Origin of the sequence: Mesorhizobium sp. ESP6-5, from assembly GCF_020164695.1 — a bacterium.
Taxonomy (GTDB): Bacteria; Pseudomonadota; Alphaproteobacteria; order Rhizobiales; family Rhizobiaceae; genus Mesorhizobium; species Mesorhizobium australicum.
This window is the reverse complement of the sequence record NZ_JAIUGR010000001.1, coordinates 386,916-404,059: the sequence shown is the minus strand read 5'-3', so window position 1 is coordinate 404,059 and position 17,144 is coordinate 386,916. Positions and strand designations below refer to the sequence as shown.

At 62.3% G+C, this 17,144-nt stretch carries 18 protein-coding genes and 1 pseudogene; 7 read left to right on the top strand and 12 right to left on the bottom strand.

The annotated features are described in order from the left end of the window. Positions 1–6: 6 nt before the first annotated feature. Entirely contained in the window at positions 7–573 is a 567-nt protein-coding gene (locus tag LB524_RS01960; RefSeq protein ID WP_224523364.1) for a methyltransferase family protein, read from the bottom strand. A gap of 182 nt (positions 574–755) precedes the next feature. On the opposite strand from LB524_RS01960, the gene LB524_RS01955 reads away from it, so the two are divergent. After that, positions 756–1,385, top strand: a complete 630-nt coding sequence (locus tag LB524_RS01955; protein ID WP_015317178.1) for an MOSC domain-containing protein — start codon at positions 756–758, stop codon at positions 1,383–1,385. Between the two features lie 39 nt (positions 1,386–1,424). Here the strand turns inward: LB524_RS01955 and LB524_RS01950 are convergent, their stop codons facing one another. Both LB524_RS01950 and LB524_RS01945 read right to left on the bottom strand, forming a co-directional pair. Then, on the bottom strand, positions 1,425–2,264 hold the full coding sequence (locus tag LB524_RS01950) for an SDR family oxidoreductase (protein ID WP_015317179.1): 840 nt from the start codon (positions 2,262–2,264) through the stop codon (positions 1,425–1,427). Positions 2,265–2,419: 155 nt separating this feature from the next. Continuing rightward, positions 2,420–3,162 (bottom strand): annotated as a pseudogene (locus LB524_RS01945) (aminotransferase class IV). On the opposite strand from LB524_RS01945, the gene LB524_RS28775 reads away from it, so the two are divergent. Beyond that, positions 3,052–3,354, top strand: coding sequence for a hypothetical protein (locus LB524_RS28775; RefSeq protein WP_263486455.1), 303 nt, complete (start codon positions 3,052–3,054; stop codon positions 3,352–3,354). The pseudogene LB524_RS01945 and the gene LB524_RS28775 overlap by 111 nt on opposite strands. A gap of 776 nt (positions 3,355–4,130) precedes the next feature. Here LB524_RS28775 and LB524_RS01940 read toward each other — a convergent pair. Both LB524_RS01940 and LB524_RS01935 read right to left on the bottom strand, forming a co-directional pair. Then, positions 4,131–4,559, bottom strand: coding sequence for a hypothetical protein (locus LB524_RS01940; RefSeq protein ID WP_224523363.1), 429 nt, complete (start codon positions 4,557–4,559; stop codon positions 4,131–4,133). Further along, on the bottom strand, positions 4,559–5,335 hold the full coding sequence (locus LB524_RS01935) for a winged helix-turn-helix domain-containing protein (RefSeq protein ID WP_224523362.1): 777 nt from the start codon (positions 5,333–5,335) through the stop codon (positions 4,559–4,561). The genes LB524_RS01940 and LB524_RS01935 overlap by 1 nt, the downstream gene beginning before the upstream one ends. A 547-nt stretch (positions 5,336–5,882) precedes the next feature. Here LB524_RS01935 and LB524_RS01930 point away from each other — a divergent pair. Further along, positions 5,883–6,263 carry a hypothetical protein gene (locus tag LB524_RS01930; protein ID WP_224523360.1) on the top strand — a complete coding sequence of 127 codons (381 nt, stop codon included), beginning with the start codon at positions 5,883–5,885 and terminating at the stop codon, positions 6,261–6,263. Positions 6,264–6,549: 286 nt separating this feature from the next. On the opposite strand, the gene LB524_RS01925 is transcribed toward LB524_RS01930, so the two are convergent. Next, positions 6,550–6,864 carry a DUF2293 domain-containing protein gene (locus tag LB524_RS01925; RefSeq protein WP_140615592.1) on the bottom strand — a complete coding sequence of 105 codons (315 nt, stop codon included), beginning with the start codon at positions 6,862–6,864 and terminating at the stop codon, positions 6,550–6,552. Continuing rightward, a complete protein-coding gene (gene tsaA / locus LB524_RS01920; protein WP_140726063.1) occupies positions 6,861–7,385 on the bottom strand; it encodes a tRNA (N6-threonylcarbamoyladenosine(37)-N6)-methyltransferase TrmO in 525 nt (174 codons plus the stop codon). The genes LB524_RS01925 and tsaA overlap by 4 nt, the downstream gene beginning before the upstream one ends. Before the next feature lie 174 nt (positions 7,386–7,559). Between tsaA and LB524_RS01915 the strand changes: the two genes are divergently transcribed. Continuing rightward, complete coding sequence (locus LB524_RS01915; RefSeq protein WP_015317182.1) at positions 7,560–8,582, top strand: ArsR/SmtB family transcription factor; 1,023 nt, start codon at positions 7,560–7,562, stop codon at positions 8,580–8,582. Next, positions 8,582–9,493, top strand: coding sequence for a methylenetetrahydrofolate reductase [NAD(P)H] (metF, locus tag LB524_RS01910; protein WP_224523358.1), 912 nt, complete (start codon positions 8,582–8,584; stop codon positions 9,491–9,493). The genes LB524_RS01915 and metF overlap by 1 nt, the downstream gene beginning before the upstream one ends. A gap of 433 nt (positions 9,494–9,926) precedes the next feature. Here the strand turns inward: metF and LB524_RS01905 are convergent, their stop codons facing one another. Beyond that, complete coding sequence (locus tag LB524_RS01905) at positions 9,927–10,844, bottom strand: DMT family transporter (RefSeq protein ID WP_224523356.1); 918 nt, start codon at positions 10,842–10,844, stop codon at positions 9,927–9,929. A gap of 307 nt (positions 10,845–11,151) precedes the next feature. On the opposite strand from LB524_RS01905, the gene LB524_RS01900 reads away from it, so the two are divergent. After that, positions 11,152–12,372 (top strand): alanine racemase, encoded by a 1,221-nt coding sequence (locus tag LB524_RS01900; RefSeq protein ID WP_023769640.1) that lies wholly within the window; start codon positions 11,152–11,154, stop codon positions 12,370–12,372. Positions 12,373–12,479: 107 nt separating this feature from the next. On the opposite strand, the gene LB524_RS01895 is transcribed toward LB524_RS01900, so the two are convergent. Then, the gene (locus LB524_RS01895) at positions 12,480–13,658 is read right to left on the bottom strand and encodes a lytic murein transglycosylase (protein ID WP_224523354.1); all 1,179 of its coding nucleotides are present in this window, start codon (positions 13,656–13,658) and stop codon (positions 12,480–12,482) included. Between the two features lie 287 nt (positions 13,659–13,945). Further along, the gene (locus LB524_RS01890) at positions 13,946–14,746 is read right to left on the bottom strand and encodes a GH25 family lysozyme (protein WP_224523352.1); all 801 of its coding nucleotides are present in this window, start codon (positions 14,744–14,746) and stop codon (positions 13,946–13,948) included. Between the two features lie 288 nt (positions 14,747–15,034). Between LB524_RS01890 and LB524_RS01885 the strand changes: the two genes are divergently transcribed. Continuing rightward, the gene (locus LB524_RS01885; RefSeq protein ID WP_224523350.1) at positions 15,035–16,414 is read left to right on the top strand and encodes a serine hydrolase domain-containing protein; all 1,380 of its coding nucleotides are present in this window, start codon (positions 15,035–15,037) and stop codon (positions 16,412–16,414) included. 28 nt (positions 16,415–16,442) lie between these two features. Here LB524_RS01885 and LB524_RS01880 read toward each other — a convergent pair whose 3' ends face one another. Together LB524_RS01880 and LB524_RS01875 are read right to left on the bottom strand one after the other, a co-directional pair. Beyond that, the gene (locus tag LB524_RS01880; RefSeq protein WP_015317189.1) at positions 16,443–16,751 is read right to left on the bottom strand and encodes a HigA family addiction module antitoxin; all 309 of its coding nucleotides are present in this window, start codon (positions 16,749–16,751) and stop codon (positions 16,443–16,445) included. 8 nt (positions 16,752–16,759) lie between these two features. Further along, positions 16,760–17,056, bottom strand: coding sequence for a type II toxin-antitoxin system RelE/ParE family toxin (locus LB524_RS01875; protein ID WP_140615608.1), 297 nt, complete (start codon positions 17,054–17,056; stop codon positions 16,760–16,762). Between the last annotated feature and the right edge of the window lie 88 nt (positions 17,057–17,144).

The window sequence follows — 17,144 nt, the reverse complement described above, 5'->3', positions numbered from 1 at the left end:
GCCGCGCTAGGCCGGCGTGAAGGGAACCAGCATCGGCACCCGCCTGGCGTAATCGTCATAGGCGGGTCCGAGTTCGTCGCGCAGGAAACGCTCCTCCAGCCTCGCCCTGATGACGACGCCGATGATGAGCAGGGCCGTACCTGCAATGCCCCAGACCGTGCCCTTTGCCGCCATGGTGGCAACCACAGCCAGCAGCAGCCCGGTGTAGATCGGATGCCGGACCAGGCGATAGGGGCCGGTGTCGACCACGCGATGATCCGCCTTGGCTGTGACCGTGGCGGACCACAACCGCCCGAGATGGATGCGTGCCCACCATGCGAAGCCGATGCCGACCGCGATCAGGGCAACGCAGACCCAGGCTTCGGCAAGGGTCGGCGTCCACAATCTCAGCCTGCCTTCATAGCCGTGCGCTGGAACGAACAGCAGGACGGTGCCGGCCAGCCAGAAGACGCGATAGCGGGCCTCCGCCCCGATGGTGGCGCGCTTTTGGGCTGGATCGGCCCAGGATGCAGCGACGATCCAGGATACCACCCAGAACAGCCAGAGCGCTGCGATGGCCTGTCCAACCTGCATGCGAACCTCCTCCTCCCGACTGGCGCCGAATATATATATAGGCGGCGCGGCGGCAATGGGACGCGCTCGCTGCAACATGACGGCATTTCCGGTAATAACGTCGTGATCGGCATCAAACGCAGTGATCGGATCATCAGCGCTTTAGACTGGACCGTATTGTCCGAGGCCTCTAGACCAGCAGCATGCAGGAAACAAACCTAGAACTTTTTCCAACTGCCGAGCCCACGATCGACATCGTCCCGGGCCGCAAGCTGACGGCAAAGGCAGTGGCGCTCTATGCCGCTCCGTCCGATCATTTCGAGACGAAAGCCGTCGAGGAATTGCATCTTGGCTTCGACGGAATCGCGAATGACTTCCATTCCGGAATGACGCGGCGTTCCGGTGGGCGCGAGCCTTGGTATCCGCGCGGCACGGAGATGCGCAACGAGCGGCAATTGTCGCTGGTCGCCGCCGACGAGCTTTCGATCGTCGCCGAGCGCATGGGCCTGGAGGAGATCAAGCCGGAATGGATCGGCGCCAATATGCTGATCGGGGGCGTGCCACGTCTGTCGATGCTGCCGGCCGGCTCACTGATGTTCTTCCAAGGGGGCGTGACGATCAAAATCGACGCGCAGAACAAGCCGTGCCGGGTCGCCGGGCAATCCATCGCCACGCATGTCCATGCATCGGATCGTGATGCAGCCGCGCTGCTCTTCCCGCAGACGGCGAAGCGGCTGCGTGGCCTTGTCGCGTGGGTTGAAAAACCCGGCGTGGTCAGGGTCGGCGAAGAGATTTCGGTGCGTGTGCCGGAGCAATGGATTTACAAGGCATAGCTACGCCGCCCACTAGCGGCGTAACTATTATTTTGGGTGTCAGCCCTTGCGGTTCTTGTTGACGCCTTGCGCCATGACGGAGACGTGGTCCCACTTGTCCCAGGTGGCGAGGCGGTTGGCGTATTCCTGGCGTATCATCGGCAGGCCGCCATCGCCGAAGAACACCCTCAGCGGCGGCTCTGCCGCATCGACGATGGCCAGCATCGCCGGCCCGGTCGCCTCGGGATCGCCAGCAACCGAGTTGGCGCGGCGCTCGGCCATCTTGGCGCGGGCGGGCGCATAGGCCTCGATCGGCTTGGAGACCTTGGCCGATGCTCCCGACCAGTCGGTGGAGAAGCCGCCCGGCTCGACCAGCGTGACATGGATGCCGAATTCCGCGACCTCGATGCTGAGCGACTGGCTGAAGGCTTCCAGCGCCCATTTCGAGGCATGGTAGAGGCCGAGCGAGGCAAAGGCATTGACGCCGCCGATCGACGAGATCTGGATGATGTGGCCGGAGCGCTGCGCCCGCATGATCGGCAGGACAGCCTGGGTAACCCACAGCGCGCCGAACACATTGGTCTCGATCTGGTCGCGGGCTTCCTGTTCGCTGACTTCCTCGATGGCGCCGAAATGGCCGTAGCCGGCATTGTTGATGACGACGTCGAGCCGGCCAAAGCGCTTGTGCGCCTCGGCGACAGCGGCATCGACGGCTTTCTTGTCGGTGACGTCGAGCTTTATGGCGGCGATGTTGTCGCCGTATCTATCGACGAGATCGGCGAGCGTGCCGGTGTCGCGGGCGGTCGCTGCAACGCGGTCGCCACGCGCCAGTGCGGCCTCGGCCCAGACGCGGCCAAAGCCCTTCGACGATCCGGTGATGAACCAAACCTTTGATGTCATGATGTGGAATCCTTGCCCCTGCGGGGCGCAATTTCTGGATGGAAGCGGAGGCTTCTCCGCTTTCGGGCATATACGGCCTGTCCCGTGATTTTCCAGAGGCGAGGGGGAATCTTTTTGAACAAGACACTTCCCCGTGGAATAAGAAAACGTGTTGATCAGGGGTAGTTCACCGGGCTCGACCAGGCCGGGTCGTCGTGCTTTTGCCAATAGAGCGCCATCAGCCGGCTGGTGATCGGCCCGATCTTGCCGTCGGCGATCGCACCGCCGTCAACCTCCGTCACCGGCATGATGCCGCCGGCGGTCGAGGTGATGAAGACTTCGTCGGCTCCACGCAGCGCGGCGACGCTGAGATCGGCGGCCGTCGCGGCAAGACCTGCCTCGGCACTGAGATCAAAGACCGTGCGGCGGGTGATGCCCGGCAGCACGCCGATGGCTGGCGTCGACAGCCTGCCGTCCTTGACGCAGAAGACGTTGAAGCCCGGGCCCTCGGCGACATTGCCGTTGAAGTCGAGAATGAGGGCCGTCTCGGCGCCACGGTCGTAGGCATCATAAAGGCCGCCCACCAGGTCGAGCCAGTGGTAGTTCTTGATCCCGGGTCGATCGAGGCCGGCGGAATGCGCACCTTGTCGCTGATGGCGACACGCAGGCCGCGCCGCAACTGCTCGGCATTGGCGACCGAGCCGAACGGCACGGCGAACGCCATGAAGCGATTGATCGCCTGGCGCGGGTCGCGGCTGAAGGTCGGCGAGGCGCCGCGCGTGCACAGCATCTCGACATAGGCGGCGCGATGACCCGACAGCGCGACGCAATTGTGCAGGACCTCGGCCATGCCATCGCGATCGAACGGGATCGTCATGCGCAGCTTTTGCAAGCCGCCGAAGAAACGGTCGAGATGCAGATCGAGGCGGAAGAAACGGCCGTTCCAGACATGCACCGTGTCGTAGGTGGCGTCCGAGTGCAGAAATCCCCAATCCAGCACCGAAACCTTGGCTTGCGACATCGGCAAATACTGGCCGTCGAGGAAGGCAATGCCTTCGGGATAGGAATGCGGGTCGACATGGCGGTCGCTCACTGCAGGCAGCGGCTTTGAAGTCTGTGTTGCCGTCGTCTGGTCCATCGAAGTCTCCTCTCACATACCACAGTAACCTATCGGCCCGGTGCGAAGGGTATAGGGCCACCCGTTCGACCCATTTCGTCCTCCAGAACGAACTGGCCAATACCCAAGTCTAGGAGTGCTCAAACGCATGTGAGGTCCTACAATGCGGGGTGGACGACTTAGCGCCGCGCTTGCCGCCCCCAGGGCAACTCAGCGCACCACTAAGAAGAGAGACGCCGTTGACCCTCTGCGAGAGGAGCAACGCCAGCGCTACTTCCAATCAGACAGGGCTTAGGCCCTGTTTTCGCGAGCAGGCCACTCCAGCGCTTTCGCATTCGAAGGGTCTAGCCTCTTCGTCATAAAGGCCTATTAGGAGCGTTTGGCGGTCTCTCAGGGACACGGGCCAATCGTCTTGGCGACCTGCCCCTGCTAACACGTGTACACGCTAATTATCCCGCTAATTTCGCCATGATTTCCGGTTATTAGTTCCGGCTTGCGATTGCGGTGGTCGTACACGCTATCGTAACTGAGTTGTCGCTATTAATGTCCCTACGCGTGTCCCTGCTTGCAATTAGGAACAAACCGACATACATATTCGTTTGTAAATAAGGTGGTCTCCGCAAGCGTTAGGACTCTTCGCTCGTCGGCTCGTGAGCGATGATAAAGTCTCAAAGCGGTGATAGTTCCGACACTGTCGGATGTGGGTTCGCTCTCATCAGACCGCCCTATTTCTCCTAATCACATATCCGCTAATTTGCGCGCTAAGGACGTTACCTCGTCCAAACGGCTACAATGTCGCGCTTGTGACGCTTGGGAATTGCGGTCGTGCAGCTCCAAAAGCCTTCCGGGTCCCACTCTACCACTAGGTGCAGCCAATCGTGCTTGCACTCGCTAAGCAAGAGCAAGCGGCCATTGGCCTGAGTGCTGACGATGGTGAAGTTTGCTGCGATGTAGGCGACGAACTCAAGAGCGGAATTGAAGCCCAGACCGTCGAGCTGGCGACCACGCGGGCCGTTTGCTTCGATATGGGTCAGTCCAAAGCCTTTACCGTTAGGCGCCTGAAGCCCCTCCAACACGCGTATCGGGCCACTCTTGCACCCAGCAAGAGCAGCCATTTCCTCGGTGATAAAGCCGAGATCGCGCACGTCGTTCAGGGAAACGACGTGGCGGTGGGTCGGGATGGGCGGCTTGGCATTCATCAGTTGGCTGTGCTTTCGCTGTCCTTATAGACGAGCTGGAAGCTCGACTTCAGGATGTTCAGCCACAGCTCACGTTCATTCGAGGGCCAAATGGAGCCCGACGGCGGCAGGCGGGCAATCAGGCCGCGGATGATTGGGTCTACATCGGGCGGCAGCGCGACCATCTCGCCGAGAGGCTTGACCGGCACAAGGTCGCCGACGACAACCTCAGCCCCCTTGTAGTTCGCGACCGCGGGGATGACGAGTCGGTTACGACCGTTGGCGAAGAACCCTGCCTCCTCCGCCGACCGCTCCAGCGCCTGACGGGCTCGGGCGGTCTGTTTCGCCGCCACGCCCCAGCTCTTGATATCGCGCTCGACAGCGGCCGGGGGCGGAACGACACCGCCTTTATAATTGTCATATACAAGGCGGTAGAGCGGCACAGACAGGAAGGCTTCAACCTTCGCCTTCGCGGAACGGGTCGGGTCCACCGCAGCGCGGCCGAGCGGCGATAACGTAAACTGACCGGGGCTCGGTGACTCTAGCAGACCGAACATCTTGGTGGTCGCGGTGCGGACGCGGAAGCCGCTGCTACGCGGGCTCAGGTTCATCCAAGCGGCAAGCTGATCTTCGCTGCATTCGCCGACACCGACGTTTTCATGCAGGGCCTTCGCCATCTCCATGGCGTCGGCAAGATTCATATAGGGGAAGCCGATGGTCGAGCGCTCGCGCTCCCCGGCGCCGCCGTTCTCGTCCACCATTGCGGTGGCAGCATCTGTTTCGGCTTCATCACTCATTGGATGCTCCATGGGATGGTCCACCAGAACCGCAGAAAAGGTCGATGACCAAGCGTCACCTCTGCGCCTATATAGGCGTCGGCCGTATAATGTGCAAACACAAATCCTCCGCTAACCACAGAAATGCATTATGGTGCCTGTCAGCGCCCCTGTCAGGCATCCTGCATATTCTGGATAGCTGGCGAAATTTCACGCGGATGGAGTCAGATAGCCCGTAGCGTTTTTGGCAGATTAGCTCGGTAACCTGGGTATCGCCGTTCTATACAGCAGCTGTAGTTAGCGCGTCTAACACCAATTTGCCGAGATTATCGACATCCCCTCGCGGAGTGTCACTCTCTAGGAGAAGGGCCCTAGTTTTTTAGCGTGGCTAACGGCAGGAGTCTCTACACATTTTATCGTGACGCTAACCCGCCCCACAAAACGTATGTCGCATAATAGGAGGCTACCCTGTGCAGCACGTGCTTTCCATGCAGCGTATTTTTTGGGGTAGTATGCGCATCGGATCAGAGTTGCCTTATGATCCGACAGCTCGGAGCGGGAGGGGGATATGGGCACGCTTGGGACCGTCATCGCAGCCATGATGATCTTCGCCACCGCCGGCGAAGCCAGCGCGCAAAGCACGAAGGAAGGCGAAGAACTTCGCCAGAAAGGCCAGACCTACCGCTGCGAGAAGACCGGCAGTGAATTGACGCCGATCTTCCAGAACGTGCCTTGCGCGGTGAATGCGCCGGCACCGTCTCTGACTGGCACCTGGGTTGGCAGCGGCCATCAGAGCCCGGCGGGTGACGCGGGCGCCGACTGGTCGATCACGATGACGATCAGGGATGACGGCGCGTCGATCGATTATCCCTCACTTGGCTGCGGCGGGTCGTTGTCGCCGACGTCGAGGGACGAGACGTCGGCCGAATTCCACGAGACCATCACCTAAGGCCAGGACAAGTGCAGCGATGGGTGGCGATATCACCGTCCGGTTCTTCAAGGGAAATCTGTCGTGGACCTGGGTCGGCCAGGCCGACGGCCAGCCCTATAATGCCGTCGCTGTACTAACGCGGCAGTGAGACTATTTGGAAATTCTACTCCGGCGGCCATCTGATGGCGTTTTCTGCGCATCCGGTGCTCACGGACCCAAATGTCCGCTGCGCTCCGGTTCTCGAAAGCACCACCAGCTGACTCACCGGAGCGAATTTCGAAACAGTCTCAAGGCGATAGCTGCCTCATTCCTCCTCGTCGTCGGCGTCGAGCAGGCGCGTGGCGCGCCAGCGCGTGAGCATGGTGTTGGTTTGGTCGATGACGAAGAAACGGGCGGAGTCGCGGTCATAGCCCTCGGCCAGCAGCTTTTCGTAATCGGTGTGCATGTGGCGGATGTGGGCGATCGTCGCCAGCCATACCGCGATCGTCGGCGGCAAGGTTTTCATATGGACCGAGCCGGCGTCGGTGCGGATCTTCTCCATGTCGGCATAAGGCGCCAGCGGCAGAAGTGCTGTCAAAGCCTTGGCGATGGCGCGGCGGCGGCCGGTGGGCGCGGTCATTGCTCCCCGCGCCCCTCAACGGTCGCCTCGGCAAAGGCATCGGTCGAGGTGAAATACGGTTTGATGTCGATGACCGGCGTGCCGTCGAGCACGTCGATGGCGTCGAGGTCGACGCGCCCGGTGCCGATGTCCAATCCGACGAGCTTGGCTATATGCAGGCCGATTGGGTTCGGCCGGGCAGGGGAGCGCAGGCCGAAGACGCCTTTCGCTTCAGCCGCATGGCGGGGTTTCTGCACAATCAAATTCCGCGGCGCGTGGTGCAGCCAGGACAGGATGACGACGTGGCTGGCCCGCTCCAGCCCGCGCAGGCCCGCACGATAGGGCGCATTGATGGCCAGCACCGCGGGCTGTCCCGCCTCGCGCGCCGCGCGCATGTTCTTCGGGCAGCTATCCCGGGTGATCCACGGCGAGGCAATACGGCCGATGAAGACGATGCCGGCGTCCGGCGGCATCAAGGCCGGATCCTGGTCCAGTCTCTGCTCGCCTTCGCGAGCCTCGAACATCTCACGCGGTTCGGTCATTGCCTGTCTCTGTGCTGGTGCATGCCATTGTCTCAAAACCGCTAGACGTTTCGGGCTGATCCGGCCGGGAAATCACGCATGCGGCATTTTCTGGTCCGGAAGCGACATAGCGCTTGCAAGGTCGCCGAATTCGACATAAACATATGTTTATATCTTTTCAAAGAGAATACGCTGATGCATGTCTCGCTCGACACCATGGTGGATACGCTGAAGGCGGCGGCCGAATCCAGCCGCCTGCGCATATTGGCATTGTTGTCGCGTGGCGACCTCACCGTTTCCGACCTTACCGAAATTCTCGGCCAGTCGCAGCCGCGTGTCTCGCGCCACCTGAAGCTGCTGCTCGAGGCGGGGCTGATCGGCCGCTACCAGGAAGGGTCGTGGGCGTTCTTCCGCCTGTCGGACGCCGATTCGGCGCGAGACTTCGTGATGAGGCTGGTTGCCGGCATTCGCGGCGCCGATCCGCAGGTCGAGCGCGATCTGGAGCGACTGACCTCGGTCAAGCGCAAGCGCCAGGACCGCGCCACCGCGTACTTTTCGCAGAACGCCGCAAGCTGGGATCATATCCGCTCGCTGCATGTGCCCGACCGTGCGGTGGAGGCCGCGATGCTGAAGCTGGTCGGCAAGCGGCCGTTCCAGTCCATGCTCGACCTTGGCACCGGCACCGGGCGGCTGCTCGAAATCTTCTCGCCGCTCTACCGGCGGGGGATCGGCATCGACATGTCGCGAGAGATGCTGACCGTGGCGCGCGCCAATCTCGACAAGGCCGGCGTTTCTAATGCGCAGGTCCGGCAGGGCGATATCTTTTCGCCGCCGGTCGAGCGCGATGCCTTCGATCTCGTCACCATCCACCAGGTGCTGCACTATCTCGACGACCCGGCCCGCGCCATCCATGAGGCGGCGCGGCTGCTTCGGCCGGCCGGCCGTCTCGTCATCGTCGATTTCGCGCCGCACACACTGGAATTCCTGCGCGACGAGCATGCGCATATGCGGCTGGGCTTTTCCGACCGGCAGATCGGAGAGTGGTTCTCCGAAGCCGGCCTCGATCTCGAGGATGCCCAGGAGTTCGAACCGCGCGGCGGCAACGAGGCCAGGCTCACCGTCAAGCTTTGGCTTGGCCGCGACCGGCGCCTGCTGATCGCCGATCCTGCCAATGCCAGCCAGCAGACCAGAGTGAGCTCGATAGGGGAAATCGCCTGATGAACCAGTTTCGTTTTTCCCGCCGGCCCGATATCGGCGACAAGGTCAGGGTTTCGTTCGAGTTCTTCCCGCCAAAGAACGACGAGATGGAGGCAAGGCTGTGGGATACGGTCACAAGGCTCGAGCCGCTGCAGCCGAAATTCGTCTCGGTGACCTATGGCGCCGGCGGTTCGACGCGTGGGCGCACGGCGCGCACCATCGGCCGTATCCTGAAGGAGACCAGCCTGACGCCGGCCGCGCACATGACTTGCGTCGACGCCGCTCGCCATCAGGTCGACGCCGTGATCCAGGAATTCACCGACATGGGGGTGAAACGCTTCGTCGCCTTGCGCGGCGATCCTGCGGAAGGCGTCGGCGCTGCCTACCGGCCGCATCCGGACGGCTACGCCAACGGCGCCGAACTGGTCGGGGCGCTGAAGGACGCCGGCGATTTCGACATCTCGGTTTCGGCCTATCCGGAAAAGCATCCGGAAAGCCCTGACTTCGCCACCGACATCGACATGCTGAAGCGCAAGGTCGACAATGGCGCGACGCGGGCGATCACCCAGTTCTTCTTCGACAACGATCTCTACGAACGTTACGTCGAGCGCGCGCGCCGCGCCGGCATCTACATCCCGATCGTTCCCGGCATCTTGCCGGTGCACAATTTCACCCAGGTCGCCAATTTCTCGGCGCGCTGCGGCGCGCTGGTGCCGGCATGGCTGGCCGAGCGTTTCGACGGCCTGCAGAACGACCCACAGACGCATGCGTTGGTGGCATCCGCCGTCGCCGCCGAGCAGGTTCTGGACCTGGTCGAGCGCGGCGTGGGCGATTTCCACTTCTACACAATGAACCGGGCCGACCTCGTCTTCGCGGTCTGCCATATGATCGGCATCCGCTCGCATGAGGTGGCGGGCTCCGCTGCTGCCTGAGGGTCAGTCAGGTAAGCAAAAGGCCGGGTAAAAACCCGGCCTTTCGAATCGGTTGGACTATTTGCTGCTGGTCTTCCCCGTCTTGGCGGGTCAGGGAAGGACGCCCATAATGAGGGCGCCGATGAAAGCAAACGCAGCACAAATCATCAATGCGTTGATTGGCCTCGTAAGTCCCATGACATAGCCTCCTCTTAAAGAGCTATGCCCTGGAGTCTAGGTTCATTTGTGCCACAGGCAAGCGGAAAATGTGCTGCATTGCGACGTGATTGTGGATTTTGCGACTTCGGTTTCGCCGTTAGCCGTTGAAACTCCTTGGCAAAAACCCGCTTCATGCCTGTGAATAAATTATGGCGGTGGCGTGTCGATGCTGTGTCGTGGCAGCGCTACCCTCGCAAAAGTCGCCTTCGACTTTCGCGATTGCACATGCCGAGCTCTAACGCCGTCCGAACACTCGCCCGTCGATTGTCAGAAGACCAAGTCCGATCAGCACCACACCGCCGATCTCAAACGATTCCAGCCGCTCGCCAAGGAAAAGAAAGCCGAGCAGCATGGCACTGGCCGGCACGATCAGCGTGACCAGCGAGGCGTTGGTTGCCCCGGCCGAGGCGACGAGGTTGAAGTAGAGGATGTAGGCGAAGGCCGTCGAAAGAAGCGCCAGCGCCAGCACCGCCGCCCACACCGGCGCCGAGGCGGAGAACAGGCCGGCCGGGCCATGGGCGAAGAGCACCACCGGGATCATGATGATGGTCGAAGCCGTCAATTGCCCGGTGGCGACGACTGGCGAGGGCACGCCCTTGAAACGGCGGGCGACCATCAGCGCGATACCGTAGGACAGCGAGGCGCCGATCAGCGCGAATTTGGCCCAGACAGGGCCGCCGAGCCCCGCCAGCAGGCCGGGACCGATCATCACAGCGGTGCCGGCGACACCGAGCCCAATGCCGGCGAGCTTGTTCCAGGACAGCTTTTCATCTGATGTCAACGCGTTGGCCAGGAGCAGCGTCCAGAACGGCGTCGTGGCATTGAGGACGGAAGCGACGCCGGCCCCCAATTGGGTTTGACCGGCAAAGATCAGCGAGAAGGGGATGACATTGTTGGTGAAGGCCAGCAGGAAGAACAGGCCGGCATGCGGCAAAGCGAGGCGGAAGGACGGTCCGCGCAAGCCGAGATAGAGCTGCAGGGCTATCGCCGCGATGGCGACGCGAAACAGCACCAGCACCAGCGGTTGGAGTTCCGCCACCGCGATGCGGGCGAAGAAGAACGAGCCGCCCCAGATGGCGCCGAGCAGCAGCAACTGCCCCCAGTCCCTGAGCGTCATCGGTCCGCGTGGCGCAGATACAGCGGTCACTGCCATATGAATCCTCCCCCAGACAGCCGGAATGCCGACCGTCAGGCGGAAGCCATATCTGGTCCGGCGGCAAGGGCCACCCGAAACCCGACTGGCAACCAAGCCTTTCGGCAAAGGCCAGTGCCGTGCCGCAGGAGCACGAGACACAGAATTGTTTTCATTGCAGCGCCGCGCGCCTCCAGAGACGCGCAAAGGACGCTGCAAGGTTCATCCCTGGCGCATGATCCTTTCCGAAAGTCGAAATTAACTTTCGGGGTCATGCGCTAGCCGCTAGCTTGGATTAATTGTGCGAGCTGAAGTCGGGGATTCGTCCATGCAGCGATTCGAGAATGCAAGCGAGGCTGCACTGGCGCTTCGCCCGGACGACCCGGTCTACTGCTTCCGCCCGCAGGTCTTGAAGGCGGATGCGAAGCAGTTCATGGGCATGTTCCCCGGCAAGACCGCCTACGCGGTCAAGACCAATGGCGAGCAGATCGTGCTGAAGACGCTGGTCGAGGCCGGCGTCACCGCCTTCGACGTCGCTTCACCAGGCGAGTTCGCCGCTGTGCGCGCTGTCTCGCCCGATGCGGAGATGCTCTACATGCATCCGGTCAAGGCGCAGTCGGACATCAAGCTGGCACTGGAGAAATACGGCATTCGCGTCATCTCGCTCGACCATGAGGACGAGATCACCAAGCTGACCCGCGTGGTGCGGGCGCTCGATATTGACCCGGGCGCGGTCAGCGTCTTCGTGCGTGTGCAGACAAAGGGCCATGCCGCCTACGAGCTGTCCAAGAAATTCGGCGCCGGGCCTGCCTATGCGGTCGAACTCGCCGAGCGGCTGAACCGCACCGGCTACAAGGTCGGCCTGTGTTTCCATGTCGGCAGCCAGATCGAGGATCCCGACACCTATGAGCGGGCGCTGGCCTCGGCCGACTGGGTGCGCAACCGGCTGACCTTCGACATTGCCGGGCTCGATGTCGGCGGCGGCTTTCCGGCCGAATACGGCCATGATCCCAACCGCAAGCAGATCGAGATGCCGTCGCTCGGCCAGATCATGTCGCGGCTGTCAGGCGACCTGAAGGAATATCAGTTCGACCAGATGCCGCTGGTGGCGGAGCCGGGCCGGGTGATCGTGGCGCGCTGCCTGTCGCTGATCGTGCGGGTGCTGTTGCGCAAGGGCAAGCGGCTCTACATCAATGACGGTATCTGGGCGTCGCTGTCGGATTCGTGGACCGGCAAGATCACGCTGCCGGCGCGGTTTATCCCCGATCCGGCAATCCGCACGCGCAATGGCGACGAGAACAAGATCGTACCGTTCAAGGTGTGCGGGGCGACCTGCGATTCCGTCGACATCTTGTCGCGGCCGTTCTGGCTGCCGGAAACCGTCGACACCGGCGACTGGATCGAGATCGGCCATATCGGCGCTTACTCGCTGTCGCTCAGAACCCGCTTCAACGGCTTCTATCCCGACACCTTCGTCGAGGTCACGACGCCCTTCGACGAGGGCGACGCGCCGGTGGGGTTCGCAAGTTTGGAGACGATGGCGGATTAGGAAAAAAGGGGTGAGTAGTCAGTAGTCATGAGTAGTCAGTAGTCAGCAGGGAATCGCTATATCTCACTACTCACTACTCACTACTCACTACTCACTACTCGCTCTCTTCACAATTTTTCCAACAGCTCCGGCGTCGGCCAGCCATCGACCGGCATGCCGAGGCGCATCTGCTCCTTGCGGATGGCTTCACGGGTGTTGGTGCCCAAAATGCCGTCGACGGTGCCGACGTCGTAGCCCCTGGCCTCGAGCTTGGTCTGCAGTTCTTTCATCTGCTCATTGGTGAGGCCGGGCTCGGGATTGCGCGGGTCGAGCGGCGGCGCGCCCGCCAGCCGCGCGGCGAGATTGGCCGCGGTCAGCGCGTAGGTGAAGGACTGGTTCCATTCGAGATAGACGTCGAAATTCTCGTAGGTGAGAAAGGCCGGGCCCCTGCGGCCCATGGGCAACGCCAGGCCGGCCTTCAGCCCCTTGTCGACCAGCGGCGAGCCGTCGGGATTGGTGACGCCCCACTGCGCCCACTGCGTCAGCGGCAGCTTGTTGGTGCGCCCGGTCTGGTCCCACGGCATCTCTTCGGGCACGCGCACTTCCTGGATCCAGGGTTCGTCCCGTTTCCAGCCGCGCGACAGCACCTTGTTGCCCGTGGTCATGATCACGTCGGGCACGGAGCCGCGCAGATCGATTTTGCCGTCGCCGTCGCCATCGATGCCCCGCGCGAGATAGTCGGATGGCAGGATCTGCGTCTGGCCAATCTCGCCGGCCCAGGCGCCGGTGACGTCGGCCGGCAGCACGCCGCGATCGATCAGTTCCAGGAGCGGCACCAGTTGCTGGCGGAAAAGCTGCGGGCGGCGGCAGTCATGCGACAGCGTCACCAATGCGCTCAGCGTATGGAAATCGCCCTGCACGGCGCCGAAATCCGTTTCAAGCGCCCAGAAGGCGGTGATGACCGGGGCCTGGACGCCGAACTGCTGGTCGGCGCGGGCGAAGATGTCGGCGTATTTCTTCATGTTCGCCGCACCTTGCTTCAGCCGGTAAGCCGAGATCATGCGGTTGGAAAACTGGACGAAGGTCTGCGTGAAGACGCCCTGCGCACGGTCGCGCGCCAGAGCCCTCTCGTCGATCCTGGCGTCCTCCAGCGCATCAAGACCGACCGCGCCGACACCGGCAGCCTTGGCTTCCGCCGCCACACCCTGCTTCCAGGTTTCAAAATCGCCGCCGCATTCCTGCGCCATCGCCGGCAAGGCCGTGGCGCACAAGAACAGCGCCGCGAGGGCTTGGGAACGCAGTCGCATCAGCTTCCTTTCGAAACGAGAGGGCATTGTCGTGCCTGAAAGCGCAACGCCCTGAATTACCAGCGGTTGCACTCTTTAGCGCTGGCTGTGTCGAAAGCAGGCGGCAGGCCCGGTGTCAACGGCTGATCTGTCGCAATCACTATTCCCGCGGCTTGCTGCCGTTGTCACGGTGTCAACGGGTGTTCTGCCGCAACCCCCATTCCCGCGGCCTCGCTGCCGTTGCCACGGTGTCAACGGGTGATCTGCCGCAACCCCCATTCCCGCGGCTTGCTGCCGTTGCCACGGCGTCAACGGGTGTTCTGCCGCAGCCACTTGTTCCAGGCGGATTCCGAGCCGTTGAAGACGTTGATGTCGGACTTGCCGGTCATGCCGGGAACGATGCCGGTTCCGGTGTACTGCCAGAAGGTGAAAGGGTGGCCACCATATTTCTCGCGCGGGTGTCCGGCGACGGAGCGCAGCCAGTAGGGATAGCCGCGGAAGGTCGACAGTTCATTGTCGTCGAAGAAGTCGACCGAGGTGTAGATGATCGGCTTCTTGCCGTAATGCCGCTCCACGATTTCGAGGAAGGTGGTCATCTCCGCGCGCACCGTGGCGGCGTCGGGGCGCAGCCGGCAGGTCGGCGAGTTCGGGTTCCATTCCATGTCGAGAACCGGCGGCATGGCGGAGCGGTCGACGGGGACATTCTGGATGAACCAGCGCGCCTGGGTGGCTGCCGGAGTGCAGAAATAGAAGAAATGATAGGCCGCGCGTGGAATCCCATTGGCTTTCGTGCGCGCCCAGTGCTCGCTGAAATACTCATCGAAACGGTCACCGCCTTCCGTTGCCTTGATGAAGGCGAAGGAGATGCCGCTGGCCTTGGCCGCCGGCCAATCGACCGAGGTCTGGTATTTGGACACGTCGGTACCATGGACGGCATAGTTCCACGGCGCACCGCTGTCCCACTCATGCGGCTTTGAATCGGCAAAGCGCGGCGCGCGCACGGCCACCGTCGGGCTGCTCGACGCGGATGGCGACAGCGGCGAGAGATCGTCCACGGTCGAGCAGGCGCCGAGCAGCGTCAGCATGAAAAGGACCGCAAGACGGCGCATTGCAACTTCCAAGCCGGAATCAGCCGGTCGCTGATGGGTCTGTGCACTGATGGCCGAAGCTGGTCTGGCCCCCTCCAGGCGATCGCCCCACGCATCGCCTGGCATATTCGTTTTTCGTGCATGTCGTTGTCCCAAAACCGCTGAGCGCTTTTGGCCGACATGCACCCCTGTGATCGCCGATCATGGTTGATATCTGGTTTATGGCGGTCGACAAGAGGCCCGATTTTGCGGAAGCAATGGCGGCAATTCGATGACATAAACGTCAGGCGAATGCCTGGGAGGCAATGGATGCGGTTCGTCGTCAAGATCGTCAAATGGCTGCTTGGCCTGATCGTGCTGGCTATCGCCGCGCTGTTTGCCTGGCTCTATATCGCGCCGCCGGAACTGATCCGCGTCGGCTCGGGCTATTCGGCCAAGATCGTCTGCTCCAACGTCTTCATCGCCGGGCGCGATGCCAACGAGGTGCTGGCCGTCGACGTGCAGGCGCCGGGCCACCCGCTGCTGCGCTTGATGCGGGTTTCGGTCGACAAGAACCGGGGGACGGTTTCGGCCGGCCTGCTCGGCTTCCTCGGCAAGAGCGAGGCGGTTGCCCGCGACGGGCTGGGCTGCGCCTCGGTCCCCGACGGCGATGTCGGCAAGGCGCGGCGCACGGCAACCCACGCCTCGCCATCGCCGACCAGTCAGGATGCGCTGTGGCCCGAGGGCGAACGGGTCGATGCCTCGCAAAATCTCGAGGTCTCGAAGATCGTCGGGGATGACGCGCTGGCCGGCACCGGCATGCGCGCGATCGTGGTGATCAAGAACGGCCGCGTCGTCGCCGAACGCTACGGCGACGGTTTTTCGGCCAAGACGCCGCTGCTCGGCTGGTCGATGACCAAGACAGTGAATGCCGCTATCGTCGGCACGCTGGTCAAGGATGGGAAGATGACGGTCGACAACAAGGGCCTGTTCACGCCGTGGAAGGCCGACGGCCGCGCCGCGATCAGCCTTGCCGACATGATGGCGATGTCGAGCGGGCTGGAGTTCAACGAGGATTATGGCGACGTCGCCGACGTCACGCGCATGCTCTATCTCGAACCTGACATGGCGGGCTTTGCCGCAACCAAACCCCTCACCGGTGAGGTCGGCAAGACGTTTTCCTATTCGAGTGGCACGGCGGTGATGCTGTCACGCGTCTGGCAGGACGCGATCGGCGACAAGGCCAAGGCATTGACGTGGCCGCGCATGGCGCTGTTCGAGCCGCTCGGCATGCGTAGCGCGGTGCTCGAGACCGACGAGCAGGGCACTTTCGTCGGCTCGTCCTATCTCTACGCCACAGCGCATGACTGGGCCCGCTTCGGCCAGTTCCTGCTGCAGGGCGGTGTATGGAACGGCAACCAAATCCTGCCGGCCGGCTTCGTGGAATGGATGCGCGAGCCGGCATCCGCCTCGAAGGTCTACGGCAAGGGCCAGTTATGGATCGAAGCGCCGGGCGACGAGGAAAACCCCGGCGCCGGCGTCGCGGCCGGGCTGCCGAAGGACACTTACTGGATGGAGGGCCATGACGGACAGACCGTCGCCATCATTCCGTCTGAGCAATTGGTGGTGGTGCGGCTCGGGCTAACGCCGGCCAAGTTCAACTACCGCCCGCAAGCAATGGTGGGAGCGCTCGTGAAGGCGCTGCATTAAGCGGCAGTCGGTTGCTGTAGAGTTTCTTCTAGGCCGCGGTCGCCAAAGGCTTGGCGCGATCAATCCGCGCCCGCTCCTCGGGTGAATTCATGACCTGCCAAAGATCGCTGCGGCGCTGCACGTTGAGCCAGAAATCCGGGCTGTTGCCAAAGACCCGCGCAAGAATGAGCGCGGTCGCGGCCGTCACGTTGCGGCGGTCGTTGCACAATTCGTTGACATGCTTGCGCTGAACCCCCATCGCTTCCGCCAAAGCAGCCTGTGTCAGGCCAAGTGGTTGCATAAATTCTTCCGTGAGGATTTCACCCACCGTTGCCGGCTTGCGTGTGGTCATCAACATGTGTCGTCTCATCTGTAGCTATGATCGTCGAGATGGATATCCGACGCTTCACCACGGCCGCCATTCCACCGAAAGATCAGCCGCCATTGGTTGTTGACGCGGATTGAGTGGAAGCCATCGAGACTACCACGCAACTTTTCGAAGTGATTGCTCGGCGGTACGCGCAAATCCTGATCGGTCGTCGCGTCATCGATCATCTGGAGCTTGCGGAACAACCGGCCTTCAAGATCGGACGGAATGTTGCGGGAATGGATGTCTTCCACGAAAAAGGCTCGCAGCCATCCGTCCCGAAACCCGACGATCACTTTCTATCTCCAGCATGGAGATAGTGTACCACCCTTTGGGTCATTCTGCAATCGCGAAGGGCGAACCCTGCTGATCGCGTTCACCGGA